16 protein-coding genes and 1 tRNA gene are annotated in these 14,790 nt (G+C 62.3%); 9 read left to right on the top strand and 8 right to left on the bottom strand.

Annotation, left to right across the window (positions count from 1 at the left end):
• Positions 1 to 57: 57 nt before the first annotated feature.
• The 4 genes from P3T16_RS21230 to P3T16_RS21245 all read right to left on the bottom strand — a co-directional run bounded on the left by P3T16_RS21230 (position 58) and on the right by P3T16_RS21245 (position 3,064).
• Positions 58 to 561 carry a YbhB/YbcL family Raf kinase inhibitor-like protein gene (locus tag P3T16_RS21230; RefSeq protein WP_429257878.1) on the bottom strand — a complete coding sequence of 168 codons (504 nt, stop codon included), beginning with the start codon at positions 559 to 561 and terminating at the stop codon, positions 58 to 60.
• Positions 562 to 718: 157 nt separating this feature from the next.
• Positions 719 to 1,201 carry a very short patch repair endonuclease gene (locus P3T16_RS21235; protein WP_429343728.1) on the bottom strand — a complete coding sequence of 161 codons (483 nt, stop codon included), beginning with the start codon at positions 1,199 to 1,201 and terminating at the stop codon, positions 719 to 721.
• Complete coding sequence (gene dcm, locus P3T16_RS21240; protein WP_429343729.1) at positions 1,201 to 2,493, bottom strand: DNA (cytosine-5-)-methyltransferase; 1,293 nt, start codon at positions 2,491 to 2,493, stop codon at positions 1,201 to 1,203. Before dcm ends, P3T16_RS21235 begins: the two co-directional genes overlap by 1 nt.
• A 241-nt stretch (positions 2,494 to 2,734) precedes the next feature.
• Positions 2,735 to 3,064: a hypothetical protein gene (locus tag P3T16_RS21245; protein ID WP_429343730.1), complete on the bottom strand. Its 330-nt coding sequence runs from the start codon at positions 3,062 to 3,064 to the stop codon at positions 2,735 to 2,737.
• Between the two features lie 315 nt (positions 3,065 to 3,379).
• Here P3T16_RS21245 and P3T16_RS21250 point away from each other — a divergent pair, with 315 nt between their 5' ends.
• Positions 3,380 to 3,571, top strand: a complete 192-nt coding sequence (locus tag P3T16_RS21250) for a CsbD family protein (RefSeq protein ID WP_429343731.1) — start codon at positions 3,380 to 3,382, stop codon at positions 3,569 to 3,571.
• A gap of 213 nt (positions 3,572 to 3,784) precedes the next feature.
• On the opposite strand, the gene P3T16_RS21255 is transcribed toward P3T16_RS21250, so the two are convergent.
• On the bottom strand, positions 3,785 to 4,063 hold the full coding sequence (locus P3T16_RS21255; protein WP_429257883.1) for a hypothetical protein: 279 nt from the start codon (positions 4,061 to 4,063) through the stop codon (positions 3,785 to 3,787).
• A 115-nt stretch (positions 4,064 to 4,178) separates the two neighbouring features.
• Positions 4,179 to 4,484, bottom strand: coding sequence for a hypothetical protein (locus P3T16_RS21260; RefSeq protein WP_429343732.1), 306 nt, complete (start codon positions 4,482 to 4,484; stop codon positions 4,179 to 4,181).
• Between the two features lie 388 nt (positions 4,485 to 4,872).
• Between P3T16_RS21260 and P3T16_RS21265 the strand changes: the two genes are divergently transcribed.
• From P3T16_RS21265 to P3T16_RS21275, 3 genes are all read left to right on the top strand, one after another.
• Positions 4,873 to 5,034 carry a hypothetical protein gene (locus P3T16_RS21265; RefSeq protein ID WP_429257885.1) on the top strand — a complete coding sequence of 54 codons (162 nt, stop codon included), beginning with the start codon at positions 4,873 to 4,875 and terminating at the stop codon, positions 5,032 to 5,034.
• Positions 5,035 to 5,132: 98 nt separating this feature from the next.
• On the top strand, positions 5,133 to 5,291 hold the full coding sequence (locus tag P3T16_RS21270) for a hypothetical protein (protein WP_429343733.1): 159 nt from the start codon (positions 5,133 to 5,135) through the stop codon (positions 5,289 to 5,291).
• 91 nt (positions 5,292 to 5,382) lie between these two features.
• Positions 5,383 to 5,529, top strand: coding sequence for a hypothetical protein (locus tag P3T16_RS21275; RefSeq protein ID WP_429257887.1), 147 nt, complete (start codon positions 5,383 to 5,385; stop codon positions 5,527 to 5,529).
• Positions 5,530 to 5,717: 188 nt separating this feature from the next.
• On the opposite strand, the gene P3T16_RS21280 is transcribed toward P3T16_RS21275, so the two are convergent.
• Positions 5,718 to 5,792 (bottom strand) — tRNA-Arg (locus P3T16_RS21280).
• A gap of 360 nt (positions 5,793 to 6,152) precedes the next feature.
• Entirely contained in the window at positions 6,153 to 6,335 is a 183-nt protein-coding gene (locus P3T16_RS21285) for a rubredoxin (protein ID WP_429343769.1), read from the bottom strand.
• Positions 6,336 to 6,697: 362 nt separating this feature from the next.
• On the opposite strand from P3T16_RS21285, the gene P3T16_RS21290 reads away from it, so the two are divergent.
• From P3T16_RS21290 to P3T16_RS21310, 5 genes are all read left to right on the top strand, one after another.
• Complete coding sequence (locus tag P3T16_RS21290) at positions 6,698 to 7,099, top strand: DUF4399 domain-containing protein (RefSeq protein WP_429343734.1); 402 nt, start codon at positions 6,698 to 6,700, stop codon at positions 7,097 to 7,099.
• Positions 7,100 to 7,333: 234 nt separating this feature from the next.
• Positions 7,334 to 9,259, top strand: a complete 1,926-nt coding sequence (locus P3T16_RS21295; RefSeq protein WP_429343735.1) for an ATP-binding cassette domain-containing protein — start codon at positions 7,334 to 7,336, stop codon at positions 9,257 to 9,259.
• A gap of 415 nt (positions 9,260 to 9,674) precedes the next feature.
• A complete protein-coding gene (locus P3T16_RS21300) occupies positions 9,675 to 11,660 on the top strand; it encodes a DNA topoisomerase IV subunit B (RefSeq protein WP_429257890.1) in 1,986 nt (661 codons plus the stop codon).
• A gap of 64 nt (positions 11,661 to 11,724) precedes the next feature.
• Complete coding sequence (parC, locus tag P3T16_RS21305) at positions 11,725 to 14,043, top strand: DNA topoisomerase IV subunit A (RefSeq protein ID WP_429343736.1); 2,319 nt, start codon at positions 11,725 to 11,727, stop codon at positions 14,041 to 14,043.
• A gap of 286 nt (positions 14,044 to 14,329) precedes the next feature.
• On the top strand, positions 14,330 to 14,788 hold the full coding sequence (locus tag P3T16_RS21310; protein WP_429257892.1) for a CopD family protein: 459 nt from the start codon (positions 14,330 to 14,332) through the stop codon (positions 14,786 to 14,788).
• Positions 14,789 to 14,790: the final 2 nt, after the last annotated feature.

Raw genomic sequence — 14,790 nt, forward strand, 5'->3', positions numbered from 1 at the left:
CATCTGCGATGAAACGACGGGCGCCTGCAACAGCGTGCCTGCGCCCGTCCCCACCGGTTACTTCAGTTCGTACAGGCCGGTGTAGGTCGCCGAGTCGATTTCGTTCAGATGCGTCATGAAGCGCGCGACCGCATTCGTCACGTCCGCGTTGATCGGCAGATTCGGCACCTTCAGCGCATGCAGACGGAAGATATAGCGATGCGTCCTGTCGCCGCGCGGCGGCGCAGCGCCACCGAAGCCGACCGTGCCGTAATCGTTGCGCACCTGCAGTGCGCCTGGCGGCAGCAGGCTGCCGTCGGCCTTGCCGGCGTTGCGCGGCAGCGAACGGGCGTCGGGCGGAATGTTGACGATGACCCAGTGCCAGAAGCCGCTGCCTGTCGGCGCATCGGGATCGTGGACGGTGAGGGCGAAGCTTTGCGTGTCGGCCGGCGGCGCGTCCCACTGCAACGCAGGCGAGATGTTGCCGCCATCTCCGCCGAATGATATGTCGTCGAATTCCTGTGCCTTCGTCATGAAGCCGTTAGCGGGAAACTCGTCGGACCAGAGTCGGAAATCAGCCATCGGATGCCTCCTTCAAGGAAAGTTCTTGATATGGAACGGGCGCTGTTTCGCGCCCGCGTGAGCGGCGCGTGGACCGTCGCGATGAGCTGATCGAGTGTATCACCGCGCGTCCTGCGAACCATCGTGTGACGGCAGGCGGACTTACCCGGGCGTCGGGTCAAAGGCGCAGTTCGAGCATGTCGCGGTCGTTGCGGTCGTTGCTGCCTTCAACCTCGACGCCTTCGCCTTGCAGCCAGTCGGTGAGGTTTTGTATCACGCCTTCGATGTCCCGATTCGCTCCACGCAAGGCGCATTCCCACACGATGGCCACGCGCCAGCCCGCTGCGCGCAAGGCCCGCACGGCGCGCTCGTCGTTGCTGCGGTTGCGGGCGATCTTCTCGCGCCAGAACTCGGGGCGTGTCTGCGGCCATTTGAAGAGGTGACAGTCGTGACCGTGCCAGAAACAGCCATGCACGAAGACGACGGCGCGATAGCGCGGCAACACGATGTCGGGACGGCCAGGCAGATCGCGCGCATCGAGCCGGAAGCGGAAGCCGCGTCGATGCAGCAGGCTGCGGACCAGGATCTCCGGCTTCGTGTTGCGTCCGCGGATGCCGGACATCATCCGGCTGCGCGTCGCGGCGTCGACGACGTCGACCATCAGGCGACGAGCGCGACGTCCTGCGGCGGCGTGGAGTCGAGTTCGCCGTTGCCGGACAGTAGCGCTTCCACGTGCGGCGTCATGATGCGCGCCACTTCCTGCATCACGGGCATCACGACGCTGTTGCCGAACTGCCGGTAGGCCTGCGTATCGCTGACGGGAATGCGATACGTATCGGGAAAGCCCATCAGGCGCGCGCATTCGCGTGGCGTCAGACGGCGCGGCCGCTGGCCTTCACCGTGATCGCCCTGATGCACGAGGATTTCGGAGCCGTCCTTGTGATATCGCGCGGACAAGGTGCGCGTGACGCTGTCCGGATATGCCATGCCGAAACCGAAGCCGTTGCCCGCCGCGCGATGCTTCTCCGCGTACTGCTGCAGATAGGCCCACAGCTTTGGCGTGAGCGTGTATTTCGGCTGCACGCGTCGTGCGGCGTGATCGAAGAAACGCTCGCCATCCCACGGCAGAACGGGTTCGCTGCCGTCCGCGCGATGCAGGATCGAAGCGAGCCGCGGACCGTTTTCCGGCAGGCACAGATCGTCCCACGAAAACGACGTCTTTCCGCGAAAGCCCACGATGATGATCCGCTCGCGATGCTGCGGCGTGAAGTGCTGGCCATCGATCACGCGGTAATGGACTTCGTAGCCAAGTTCATCGCGCAGTGTCTGCAGGATCACGTCGAAGGTGCGGCCCTTGTCGTGTGACAGCAGGTTCTTCACGTTTTCGAGCAGGAACGCGGCCGGCCGTTTCGCGGCGATGATCCGCGCGACGTCGAAGAAGAGCGTGCCCTGCGTCGTGCATTCGAAGCCGTGCGGCCGGCCGAGTGCGTTTTTCTTGCTGACGCCCGCAATCGAGAACGGCTGGCAGGGAAAGCCGCCGAGCAGAATGTCGTGGGCGGGCACGTCGTCGGCGGGAAACGACACGATGTCGCCGATGAACGCATGATGCGAGCCGTAGTTTTCGAGGTACGTCTTCTTCGAAAAGTCGTTCCACTCGCTCGTGAAGACGCATTCGCCGCCTTGCGCCTCGAAGCCCATGCGGATGCCCCCGATGCCGGCAAACAGGTCGATGAAAGTGAAACGTGAGGGCGCGCTGACGCGGCCGGTGCTATTGGCGCTGCCAGTTGCGAGCAGCAGGCGCAGCGCGGGGCCGAGCATCGCCGGGCACGGCGTTTCGCGCTTTTCCCAGCGACGGACGGTCTTGACGTCCTTGCCGACGTGGTCGGCGATCTCTCGTTGTGTATAGCGGGCGCGAGCCTGTTTCAGCAGTGCTAGCAGCGTGGCCTGAGTCACTATCGGTCCTTGCTGGGGATTTTTGCGGACATTATGACCGAAACGCGTCCCTTTTTTGATATGTCACGTGGGGCGCGGGGAAAAGTCCGCGTCCGGATGCCATGGCTAAGCGGTGTTGAGGCTTTGCGGGCGTGCGCATGGACGGATCTGGCGAGGGCAGCCCTGGCGGCCGGGGAGCAGCGCTCACGCCGGCCGCCAGTTGTTCGCGCTGCGCGGTGACCGCGGGTGCGGGCCTCGTGGTTTATCCCTGAACCGCGTACGGCGCGTCTGGCGCCGTCGCGTTCGTGACCGGGACGTTGACCGCATTGACCGCATGCGGGGCCGGCCGGTCGCAAAGCGGGAAGTGATCGAGTTGCAGCAGCAGACTGTCGATTGCGTGAAGCTGTCCCTTGGTCAGGTGATCGGCGTCGAGCAGGGTGTGCAGGCGCTTCCGCCAGTACGACGCCGGCAGGATCGGCCCGCCCAGATCGCCGTGCAGTGCCGGTCGCATGACACGCGCAATGTGCGCGATGTCCTGGTCGATCAGCGTGGTCTGGAAAGAGCCCGTGCGGGCGAAGGATGTGCGGTCCATGCCCCGTTAACGGCACCCGATGCCGCGGCTTTAGGGGCGACAGGCTCTGATTTTGCGTTTTCACCGATGGCGCATGACCCGTTGTACGTCTTCGCAGGCAGCGACACGCCCAGGTTTTCCGGTTTGACGGGTGTTTTGTGCCTGGAGCGCCATCCATGATCTGAACGTCACTCGGCCTGCGGTGGGCTTCCGGGCGTGATGCATCAAGGCGCCACAGTTTCTTCGGACGAATGCGCCGGCTTGGGCACAGCGGTTGCTGGCCATCCGGGTACTGGCGCAATTTTGCGCCGGCACTATGTACGACGGGAGCCAGACATGAACAAGGACCAGGTGAAGGGCGTGGCAGAAAAGGTGAAGGGCAAGGTCAATGACACCGTCGGCCGTGCAACCGGCGACACCGCCCAGGAGGTCAAGGGCGATCTCCAGCAGGCCGCGGGCGAAGTGCGCAAGGCCTACGGCGACGCAAAAGAAAACGCGAAGGACCACGCAAAGCGTAAAGCCCCGTAAGCCTGTTGGCTTTGTCGCATGAAAAAAGGCGCTTCGGCGCCTTTTTTCCATGAAGCTGAAGCGGGCGGCGTGCGTGTGAGGTCAGCTCGGCACGCGCGCGATCGCGCTGGGCAGGACGATCCGCATCGGAAGCGCCGCGGTTGCGATGTTGTGAGTGCGGGTCATGAGGGACAAGGCATCGGCACGCACGACGCGTCAGACCGGCTTCGGGACTCAGCCCGCCTTGCCGGGCGCGTCGGGCCCGTTGTCGCTGCGCGCAGCGCTCTCAAGAAAGCGACGCGTGGCCTCGAACGAAGCCAGCATCTGCTCCGGCCACGGTTTTTGCAGCATCAAAGCCTGATGTTGTTCGAAGGCCGTGGTCAGTTCCGCCAGCAGTTCCGGCGACTTCAAGTGCCGGATCAGGACGTGAAGGGCGATGGCGGTTGCCTGACTTGCGCCGGCGGTCTGCATGCCGGAAACGGTCAGTGCAGCGATCTGTTTGCTGGTGTCCACGGGACTCCTTTGCGGATGGATGAAAATCGACGGCCCTCCGGCCGGTGGTCCCGTATTTTGACACCGAAGCAACGCGTGTTTATGGCGCGATGCCGTCGCAGGTTACGTCGGCGTCTCAGGCCGCGGAGACGTTGCGGTTGTGATGGGTTGCCGCCCGCGATGCCGGGGTTGCCCTCACCGGGCACACCGTCGCTTCGCGCGTGGCTGCGCGCGCGTGGTTGCGGTCGAAATGATCCAGTTCCAGTAGCAGGCTGTCGATCGCGCGCAACTGGGCTTTCGTCACATGCCAGGCGTCCAGCAGGTGATGAAGGCGGCGCCGCCAGTACGACGTCGGCAGGATCGGGCCGCCGGCATCGCTGTATAGCGACGGTCGCATGATGCGCGCGATGTGTGCGATGTCGTGGTCGATCAAAGTAACCATTGGGAGGCCCCATCGAATTCGTAGCGCATCCTGCCTGCCTCGGTTCGGCGGCGATCAGGTGTCGCGATGAATGAAGCGTACCGCTACATGAGCGCGCGCAATCCGGCGATCAGAGGCCGGTTAGTTCGCCAGTTCGGCGGGTATGAGGTCCGGGAGCGGCGCGGAGGAGCGTCGCGGGTCCTGACAGAATTCACGGATCAAACAAGGAAGGGGATTTCTGACGATCGACGGGGTCTTGTACTCTCACCCGTACCCCAGAAAAGCGTTGCTGTGAATTCTGGAGGTGCGATTCCCACGGCGGTCGGTTAATTGAGGGAACCGCGTTTTTGATGCCGTTTTCGCTCAGAGCAACGCCTAAAATGTGAGCGTGACCTCGGAGGAGGGTGCCATGACTGAATCGATGATTGCGTATTTCATGGGACCAATCGTGATGATAGTGGTGGGCGCGGCGATATGGGCCGCCAACCGTTACAGCCGAAAGGATGACCGCGAGCGGCAAGGCCGGTGGCTTGATACGCACCACGTAGACTGGATGAGGCACAAGCATTGAAGCAGGGTGCCAGAGATTAGGGGGCCGATCGGGCACCGCCTTCAGTAGGCGCATCACCTACAATGTAATCATGGTCGCGACCTGGTAAGGAGGCTGCCATGACTGAGTCGATGATTAGCTTTGTGGTGGGCCTGGCGATCCTGCTGGCGGTTGCCGCATTCGTGCTGGCGCGACGTTACAGGCGTGAAGGCCCGGGAGGGAGTGTGGTTCAGTGGCTCGATTCGCATCACATGAGTTGGATGCATCACAAGCACTGAAGCTGCGGCGCCGGAAATCAACGGTATCGGGTGGCGCACTGATCTCCATGAGTGCGTCACCGAGAAATATCGTACTCAGGAGAACGTTGCCATGAGCGAATCAATGATGGCGAGTTTGATGGGGATCATCGTGGTTGTGTTCGGCGCCGGGATATGGGCCGCATCCACCAACCGCGAGCGGCTAACCCAGTGGTTCCAGGAACATCATCTTCGGGACTGGATGCACCATAAGCACTGATCGTGGAAAGCCGCGCATAGTGCGGGGTCTGCCAGGAACACGCATCGGAATCAGCCTGCTTGAACAGGATGACGCTGGCAGTTTTGCTTTCGCACAGTACGTATGCACCGCGCGCGAATCCGATGGGCAATGATGGCAGCAAAAAGCCCCGCAGTACGGGGCTTTTGGGGAAAATCCGGGAAGCTGACTGGTCCCCCTGACAGGAATCGAACCTGTATCTAGCGCTTAGGAGGCACTTGTTCTATCCATTGAACTACAGGGAGATGGAACAGCAGCGGCGAGGCGAATGACCTGCGTGTTCCGCAACCGCTACGTTCCTAAGTCACCCACCGTAGCTGGAACCGCCGTGATTCGTGCATCGTGGAAGCAAAACCGTCGCTTGCATGGTTCGCCGTCACGCGCGCAGGAATTGCGCCGCAGGGGCCAGAGTATAGCAAAGGCGTCTCTCGATGATAATGACGCCGCGCACTGCGCCCACAAGTGCCATTATCATCCGGCGACGACTCCTGTGAACCTCTACCGTGACCCGCGCCTCGTCGACCGCGCCTCGTCGACCTTTACGACGCGCTCAATCCACGCGCCGCTGGCAGGGCCGACGGCCGTGCACGGGCGCGGAACCGGCTTCAGAATTCGACGACGGCGAATTCCGCTTTGCCCACATCGCACAGCGGGCAGCGCCAGTCTTCCGCGATCTCGGCAAAACGCGTTCCAGCCGCGATACCTTCTTCCGGCAGACCTTCTTCTTCGTTGTAGATCCAGCCGCAGATCAGGCAGACCCAGCTCTTGTATTCAATGACTTCGCTCACGACGTACTCTTTCTTCAGTTCAATGCAATGACCCGCGTTCTGCCCCTTTTCAGTGCAGGCGCGGCGAGCCGCAATCTTACCGGAATTCATCAAAACCCCGCTGCGCCAGGTCGCCGCACAGCGTGATTTCCAGTATCAGCGGCGGCTGCCGGGCGCATCAGGATGTTCATACGTCCGGTGTATGCTCTGGGGCGCGGCCTTTCCCGCGCCCGGTCGACGCACCTGCAATGAGCCTGTGATGCAAGTCGACCGTGCGCGTTCAAAACCCGGCCACTACGCGGTGTGCGGACGCCCGCAGACGCGGCGCGATCGGGGCGCGTAGGTTCAAACTGCATCGGGCTGCTTTCCTCAAGGAGAACACGATGTTCAACAACAAATGGCTTGTCAGCATGGTGTTTGCTGGTCTCTTCGTCGCGTCGGGTGTGGCGCGCGCGGAGGGCGTGTCGTTCGTCGAGCCGAAAGACGGCGCTATGGTGAGCAACCCTGTGCACGTGAAATTTGCCGTCGACGGCATGAAGATCGCGCCTGCCGGCACGATGACAGAAGGAACGGGCCATCATCATCTGCTGATCGACGGCCAGCCGCTGACGAAGGGCGAAGTCATTCCGGCCAGCGACAAGTCGCTGCACTTCGGCAAGGGACAAACGGAAACGGAGCTCACCTTGCCGCCGGGCGATCACACGCTGACGCTGCAGTTCGGCGACGGTGCGCATCGTTCCTATGGGCCGGCGATGAGCAAAACGATTACGGTTCATGTGAAATAACGAGCAGCATGACAGTCAAGCGGGTTCGGGGCCTCGCGACGAAGCGAGGCCTTTGATACCTGTGCGGCCGGTGTGAGCCGGCTGCGTCATCAGGTTTGCAGCGTCATTCTGTCTGTACTGGCCCGGTGGATTCAATCTGGCCATCCGGCCTACGCCGTCTGGCCGGGAGGCGTTCAATCGCGCGACCGGTACAATGAGCAGTTCCGATTCATTGCGGTCTTCTTCTTTCTCCCCATGTCGCTTTACACCATTACCGGAGCGCAACTGGCGTTCGGTCACGTCGCGTTGCTCGATCACGCCGATTTCTCTCTCGAAGCGGGGGAGCGCGTCGGCCTGATCGGTCGCAATGGCGCGGGCAAGTCGTCGCTGCTCAAGATCGTTGCCGATCTCACGAAGCCCGACGACGGCCTCGTCACGCGTCAGCAAAGCCTGACCACAGTCTATGTGCCGCAGGAACCCGAGTTCGACATCGATATGTCGGTGTTCGACGCCGTCGCAGCCGGCTTGACCGGCGCGCGTGCGTTGCTCGACGAATACGACGTCGTCGCTCACGCGCTCGCGGAAACGCCGGAAGGCGCGCAGCACGACGCGCTGCTCGCGCGCATGAATACACTTCAGTCGTCGCTCGATGCCACCGATGCATGGAGCTGGCGCACCCGCGTGTCCACCACGCTTGCGCAGATCGGCCTCGATGGCGACGCGCGTGTCGGCGCGCTGTCGGGCGGCATGCAGAAGCGCGTGGCGCTCGCTCGCGCACTGGTCGTCCAGCCGGATGTCTTGCTACTGGACGAACCGACCAACCACCTCGACTTTGACGGCATTCGCTGGCTCGAAGAACTCCTGATCTCGCAACGCTCGGGGCTGTTGTTCATCACCCATGATCGCGCGTTTCTCGACCGCGTTGCTACACGCATCGTCGAACTCGATCGCGGACGTCTGCTCTCGTATCCGGGTAACTTCTCCGCGTACCAGACGCGCAAGGCACAGCAGCTGGAAGTCGAGCGTATCGAAAACGAAAAAGCCGACAAACTGCTCGCGCAGGAAGAAGTATGGATTCGCAAAGGCGTCGAGGCGCGACGTACTCGTAGCGTTGGACGCATTGCGCGCCTCGTGCAGATGCGCAATGACCGCGCGGAGCGTCGCAACGCGCTGGGCAACGTCAGGCTGGATGTCGGGCAAGGGGAGAAGTCCGGCAAGATCGTCGCCGAACTGATCGACGTGACGAAGCGCTATGGCGCACGCACGGTGGTCGACAGCTTCCCGGCGACCGTTATGCGCGGCGACAAGATCGGTTTTATCGGGCCGAACGGCGCAGGCAAGACGACGCTCCTGAAGCTGATCCTTGGCGAACTGACGCCGGACGAAGGCAAGGTGCGCATCGGCACGAACCTCCAGGTCGCCTATTTTGACCAGATGCGCGCGCAGCTCGATCTGGATAAAAGCCTCAGCGACACGATCAGTCCAGGCAGCGAGTGGGTCGAAGTCAACGGCACGAAGAAGCACGTGATGAGCTATCTCGGCGACTTCCTGTTCGCACCTGAGCGCGCCCGTTCGCCGGTGAAATCGCTGTCAGGCGGCGAACGTAACCGCCTGCTGCTCGCGCGGTTGTTTGCAAGGCCGGCGAACGTACTGGTGCTCGACGAACCGACCAACGACCTCGACATTCCGACGCTCGAACTGCTCGAAGAACTGTTGACCGACTACGACGGCACGGTGCTGCTCGTGAGCCACGATCGGGCGTTTCTCGATAACGTCGCGACTTCGGTGATCGCGTCGGAAGGCGAAGGCAAGTGGCGCGAATACGTCGGCGGCTTCACCGACTGGCAGATACAGCGCGAGCGCTCGCAGCAACTCACGCAGACGGAAACAGCGAAAGAGCCGGCGAAAGACGTGGCGCCCAAAGACAGCGCAGTCGGACGCAACGCGCAGCGCACGGTGAAGCTGTCGTTCAAGGAGCAACGTGAGCTGGAGTCGTTGCCGCAGCAGATCGCGGCGCTTGAAGCGGAGCAGAAGACGATCGGCGCGCAGCTCGAAGACGGTTCGATCTTCGCGAAGGACGCGGCGGAAGGCACGCGGCTGACCGAGCGCTACGCGGCGATTGACGAGGAGTTGTTGATGGCGCTCGAGCGATGGGAAGAACTGGAGAGCAAGCGGAAGTAAGCGGCGCCGGTTTTCCGGGCGTATTCCCTGTGGATGTGCGATGCCGGCCGTCACCGCCGGCCAGGTTCCCTGGTTTGTCGTCAGGCACGGGCAACTGGCCACTGGCCGCTGGCGAAAGACTGCCCTTTCCCTCTACCAGACGGCTAACGCTTGCATCACCGAATTGCCGCGCGTAATGAAATCAGTAAAATACCCCGCGAACACGCTTCCGTCAGCGGGCCAGCTCGAGCCGCCGACGAAAGAAGCAGGCAAAGAACCGGCAACACAGGCAGTCAACAAGAAACGCTGCCCGAATGGCAGGCACACTAATTCACCCCGTTGTTTCGTTTCGCTTTTTTTGAAAACTCAACGGTTTGTCCACGCAGATGTCCACAGGACCTGTGGACAACGATGAACCGACGGACCACAGCAAGCCATGTCTACGAAAAAGCCAAACGCCGCGTATAGCGAAGCGTCGATCAAGGTGCTGAAGGGCCTGGAGCCGGTCAAGCAACGGCCCGGCATGTACACGCGCACCGAAAATCCGCTGCACATCATTCAGGAAGTCATCGACAACGCCGCCGACGAAGCGCTCGGTGGCTATGGTCGCCAGATCACCGTCACGCTGCATACGGATCAGTCCGTGTCCGTCGAAGATGACGCGCGCGGCATTCCGTTCGGCATGCACCCGGAAGAGGGCGTGCCGGTCGTCGAGATCGTGTTCACGCGCCTGCATGCAGGCGGCAAGTTCGACAAGGCATCCGGCGGCGCGTACACGTTCTCGGGCGGCCTGCACGGCGTCGGCGTGTCGGTTACGAACGCGCTGTCCACGCGCCTCGACGTCACCGTGTGGCGCGACGGCAAGATCGCCGAACTCGGTTTCGCCGATGGCGACGTCGTCAAGCCGCTCGAAGTGCGTCCCGCTGCGCGCGGCGACAAGAAGTCGGGCACGCGCGTGCGCGCCTGGGCCAATCCGAAGTATTTTGACTCGGCGAATCTGCCGGTCGGGGAACTGCAACGCCTGTTGCGCTCGAAAGCCGTGCTGCTGCCCGGCGTCGAAGTCACGCTCGTCAACGAAAAAACCGGCGAGCAGCAAAGCTGGAAGTACGAAGACGGTCTGCGTGGTTATCTGCTCGAAGGCATGGCGGGTAGCGATCTGCTGATTCCGCTCTTCGAAGGCGAACGCTATGCGGAAAGCTCGCGCTCGAACGAAGAAACGTTCGCGGAAGGCGAGGGTGCGGCATGGGTCGTCGCGTGGAGCGAGGAAGGGCCGCTCACGCGTGAGTCGTATGTCAACCTGATTCCGACGCCTGCAGGCGGCACGCATGAATCCGGCCTGCGCGAAGGGCTTTTCCAGGCGGTGAAGAGCTTCGTCGAGATGCACAATCTGCAACCGAAGGGCGTGAAGCTGCTCGCCGAAGACGTGTTCGCCCGTGTCTCCTTTGTGCTGTCGGCCAAGGTGCTCGATCCGCAGTTTCAAGGTCAGATCAAGGAACGCCTGAACAGCCGCGATGCGGTCAAGCTCGTGTCGTCGTTCGCGCGTCCGGCGCTTGAGTTGTGGCTGAACCAGCACGTCGAGCACGGCAAGAAGCTTGCCGATCTCGTCATCAAGCAGGCGCAGGCGCGCACGCGTGCCGGCCAGAAGGTCGAGAAGCGCAAGAGTTCGGGCGTTGCCGTTCTGCCTGGCAAGCTGACTGACTGCGAATCGACGGAGATTGGCCGCAATGAACTGTTCCTCGTCGAAGGTGATTCGGCAGGCGGTTCGGCCAAGATGGGCCGCGACAAGGAATATCAGGCGATCCTGCCGCTGCGCGGCAAGGTGCTGAACACGTGGGAAACCGAACGTGATCGCCTGTTCGCCAACAATGAAGTGCACGACATTTCGGTGGCGATCGGCGTCGATCCGCATGGTCCCGACGACAGGATCGATCTGTCGAATCTGCGCTACGGCAAGATCTGCATCCTGTCGGACGCGGACGTCGATGGCGCGCACATCCAGGTGCTGTTGCTCACGCTGTTCTTCAAGCATTTCCCGCAACTGATCGAGCGCGGTCACGTGTGTGTGGCGCGGCCGCCGCTGTTCCGTGTCGACGCGCCCGCGCGCGGCAAGAAGCCGGCGCAGAAACTGTACGCGCTCGACGAAGGCGAACTCGAAGCGATTCTCGACAAGCTCCGCAAGGACGGCGTGCGCGAATCGCAATGGACAATCAGCCGCTTCAAGGGCCTCGGCGAAATGAGTGCCGAACAGTTGTGGGACACGACGATGAACCCGGATACACGGCGTCTGTCGCCGGTTGCGCTCGGCGCGCTCGATTTCGACGCGACCGTCGCACGCATGACGATGCTGATGGGCAAGGGCGAAGCGGCGTCGCGTCGCAGCTGGCTCGAAGAGAAGGGCAACGAAGTCGAAGCGGATATCTGAGCGAGCGCGCTAACGCATCCCGCGAGCGCATGCCCTCACGCAACAACACGGACACGACATCCAGATGGACGATAACACTCCCGATCTTTTCACCGAAGCGGTACCGGCCGGCGATTTCCTGACGCTCGGCAACTACGCGGAACGCGCGTATCTCGACTACGCGGTGAGCGTGGTGAAGGGTCGCGCACTGCCCGACGTCTGCGACGGGCAGAAGCCCGTGCAGCGCCGTATTCTGTTCGCGATGAACGAGATGGGCCTCGCTGATAACGCGAAGCCAGTGAAGTCGGCGCGGGTCGTCGGTGACGTGCTGGGTAAGTATCACCCGCACGGCGACCAGTCGGCGTATGACGCGCTCGTGCGTCTCGCGCAGGATTTCTCGATGCGCTATCCGCTGATCGACGGCCAGGGCAACTTCGGTTCGCGCGATGGCGACGGCGCCGCCGCGATGCGGTACACGGAAGCGCGTCTCACACCGATCGCGAAGCTGCTGCTCGATGAAATCAACCAGGGCACGGTCGATTTCATGCCGAACTACGACGGCTCGTTTGAAGAACCGAAGCTGTTGCCGGCGCGTCTGCCGTTCGTGCTGCTGAATGGCGCATCCGGGATCGCGGTGGGTCTCGCGACGGAAATCCCGTCGCACAACCTGCGTGAAGTCGCGGCTGCGGCGGTCGCCATGATCCGCAACCCGAAGCTCTCGCATGCCGAATTGATGCAGTTCGTGCCGGGTCCGGATTTCCCCGGCGGCGGCCAGATCATCTCCAGCGAAGCGGAAATCGCCGCCGCATACGAAACCGGCCGCGGCAGCCTGAAGGTGCGCGCGCGCTGGAAGATCGAGGAGATGGCGCGCGGTCAGTGGCAGCTCGTCATCACCGAGCTGCCGCCGAACACCGCCGCGCAGAAGGTGCTCGAAGAAATCGAAGAGCAGACCAACCCGAAAATCAAGCTCGGCAAGAAAACACTCACGCCCGAGCAGTTGCAGACGAAGCAGACGATGCTCGCGCTGCTCGATGCCGTACGCGACGAGTCGGGCAAGGACGCGCCCGTGCGTCTCGTGTTCGAGCCGAAGTCGAGCCGCATCGACCAGACCGAGTTCGTCAACACGCTGCTCGCGCATACCAGTCTCGAATCAAACGCGTCGCTGAATCTGGTGATGGTGGGTTCAGATGGCAGGCCGCGTCAGAAGGGGATCAGCGAGATTCTCGGCGAGTGGATCGGCTTTCGCTTTGCGACTGTTACACGCCGTACGCAGCATCGTTTGATGAAGGTCGACGACCGGATCCATATTCTCGAAGGGCGGATGATCGTCTTCCTGAATATCGACGAAGTCATTCGCATCATTCGTGAATCCGACGAGCCGAAGGTCGCGCTGATCTCGGCGTTCAGTCTGTCGGATCGTCAGGCTGAGGACATTCTTGAGATTCGTCTGCGTCAACTGGCGCGGCTCGAGAAGATCAAGATCGAGAAGGAACTGTCCGAATTGCGCGACGAGAAAGCGAAGCTCGAAGAACTGCTCGGCAGCGAATCCGCGATGAAGCGTCTCCTCATCAAGGAAATCGAAGGCGACGCAAAGCAGTACGGCGACGAGCGCCGCACGTTGATCCAGCAGGAAAAGCGCGCGACGTTCGAAGCGCGTGTCGTCGACGAACCGGTGACCGTCGTGGTGTCACAGAAGGGCTGGGTGCGGGCGCTGAAGGGCCATGCACTCGACCCGGCCGGCTTCACGTTCAAGGCCGGCGATGGCCTTTACGCAGCGTTCCAGTGCCGTACACCAGACATTTTGATTGCGTGGGGCAGCAAGGGTCGCGTCTATTCCGTGTCGGTCGCCACGTTGCCGGGCGGGCGTGGCGATGGTGTGCCGGTTACGTCGCTGATCGAACTCGAGTCGGGCACGCACCTGATGCACTACTACGCGGCTTCGGTGGATCAGGCGTTGCTGCTCGCATCGAGCAACGGCTTTGGCTTCGTCGCGAAGGTCGGCGATATGGTCAGCCGCGTGAAGGCCGGCAAGTCGTTCATGACGATCGACGAAGGCGCGACGCCGCTCGCGCCCATGCCGATGCTGCCGGATGCGACTCAGGTGGCGTGTCTGTCGGGCGGTGGCCGTCTGCTGGTGTTCGGACTCGACGAGATGAAGACGCTCTCCGGTGGCGGACGCGGCGTCACGCTGATGGCGCTGGACGACAAGGAAGCGCTCACGCAGGCACTGGCGATCGGCAAGGCCGGCGTCGTCCTGCTCGGCACGGGGCGCGGTGGCAAGCAGCAGGAAGAAACGCTGGCTGGCGCAGCGCTGGCGCCACATGTCGGCAAGCGGGCGCGCAAGGGTCGCGCGCCGGACACGAAGTTGAAGGTGCAGGCATTGCGGCCGGCGCTGGCAGGCTGAGCGTTGTCCGAAAGGCGAGCCGTCCGGTGACGAAGGACATATCGTATGTGTCCTTCGTCGTTCACGCGCCGCAACCAGGGAGCGCGGCCGTCGATATCGCGTGAAGCGAAGCGAAATCAAGTGAAGCAAGGCCCCTGCCGCCGATGACTCTCATCGCGGGCAGAGTCGAAATAAAACATAAAGATGAACTGCGCGGCTGAGCCGTGGTCGAATGCGCTCAATAGAACGCTTCACAAGAACGCTTCAAACGAAGCGCGACAGTTCTACACCGCACAGGGAAAACACCATGAACAAAGCCATCGAACTCGCGCTGTTTCTGCATCTGCTCGGCGTGGCCGTGTGGGTCGGTGGCATGGTGTTCGCACACTTCTGCCTGCGGCCGGCGCTCGCCGACCTTTCTCCGCAACTGCGTCTGCCGCTGTGGGAATCGGTCTTCGGGCGCTTCTTCAACTGGGTTGCGGCCGCGGTGCTCGTGATCCTGATCTCGGGTGGTTTCCTGTTGATGCAGTCTGGCGGCGGTCATGCGTCGTGGACCCTGCACGCCATGGCTGGCCTCGGCATCGTGATGATGCTGCTCTTCGGGCATATCCGCTTTGCCGTGTTCCCGCGCATCCGTCGTGCTGTGCAGGCTCAGAACTGGCCAGATGGCGCTCGTGCGGTTGGCACGGTCCGGCGTCTGGTGGTGATCAATCTGGTGCTGGGCGTCGTGACGATCGGGTTTGCCGTGATGTCGCGCGGGTTTTAATC

Source organism: Paraburkholderia sp. GAS42, assembly GCF_050436565.1.
Lineage (GTDB): Bacteria > Pseudomonadota > Gammaproteobacteria > Burkholderiales > Burkholderiaceae > Paraburkholderia.